This window comes from Polycladidibacter hongkongensis, from assembly GCF_001561995.1.
In the GTDB taxonomy this organism is placed as follows: Bacteria; Pseudomonadota; Alphaproteobacteria; order Rhizobiales; family Stappiaceae; genus Pseudovibrio; species Pseudovibrio hongkongensis.
Genome location: NZ_LLWC01000018.1, coordinates 1 through 989, shown reverse-complemented (window position 1 = coordinate 989; position 989 = coordinate 1). Strand labels below are relative to the sequence as shown.

The 989-nt window shown below is 48.5% G+C and carries 2 pseudogenes; both read right to left on the bottom strand.

Annotation, left to right across the window (positions count from 1 at the left end):
- Window positions 1-396: pseudogene (locus AYK82_RS07610) on the bottom strand (transposase); the annotation flags it as partial.
- A gap of 69 nt (window positions 397-465) precedes the next feature.
- Window positions 466-900: pseudogene (locus AYK82_RS07605) on the bottom strand (Tn3 family transposase); the annotation flags it as partial.
- Between the last annotated feature and the right edge of the window lie 89 nt (window positions 901-989).

Sequence of the window (989 nt, the reverse complement as noted above, 5' to 3'; positions counted from 1 at the left end):
TCTCATCGCAAAGACGCCGCTGATAACGATAACAGCGCTCGCTCACAGCAAACGTGCGACACGCCAGAGCAATGGAAGCACCTTTTTCTTCGACAGCAAACACAGCCATCTCCTTGCGCCGGGATGGCTTTAGGGCTTTTTTCCCAGCGCTTCCTTCAAAAGCTCATTTTGCAGCGACAGCTCGGCATACATCTTCTTGAAACGGCGAAGTTCGTCCTCGGTAGACTTCATCTGCGAGATCATCGGCGCATCCAAGCCCCCATACTTGGAACGCCACTTATAAAAACTCGCCGCGCTCATGCCATGTTCACGGCAAAGCTGGGCAACCGGAATGCCGCTTTCCCCCTGCTTTAAAATCGCGATGATCTGCCCATCGCTGAAACGAGATTTCTTCATAAATTCAGTCCTCAATATGAGGCAACAATATCTCTACTTTTAAACTCGATCAATCTAAGGGGGGAATGCCACTGGGTCGCCGGTTTTGATGGTTGTTCCACCAAACGCAATCCAGTCGAGGAAGCTATGGAAGGATTCTACCTTGGTTGTTTCTGCGCGAATTGAAAAGCGGAAGCTCGTTTCGGAGATATATCGCAGCAGAAAGAGTGTACGCTCAGCCCGGCCTAACTCTCTGAAGGCACGATAAAGCTTGTTCTTGCGGCTTTTAGTGCCAAGCTTACGCAGCAACATGGAAGGCAGGATCTTTCCGGCTTGAATAGACAGGACAATCTGCATCATGTCAGCCCAGTGAGTTTCGATCAGCTTCCAGTCGATATCGCCATTGAAAAGAGTATCTATATGTTGGTACCTGGCCTGTTTTTGCGGGCGGTAAAAGGTGACGTCATTCCAGTTGCGCATACGTGGAAAGAGCTTAATACCTAACAGATGTGCCAGGCCAAAAATGGCTCTGTTGCAAAAAAATATCTGGTTTGAGTTTGCTTAGGTCTGTTTGGCTTTAGGCTGCCAGTTTTTCGATTTCGTGTTTGTAGTAT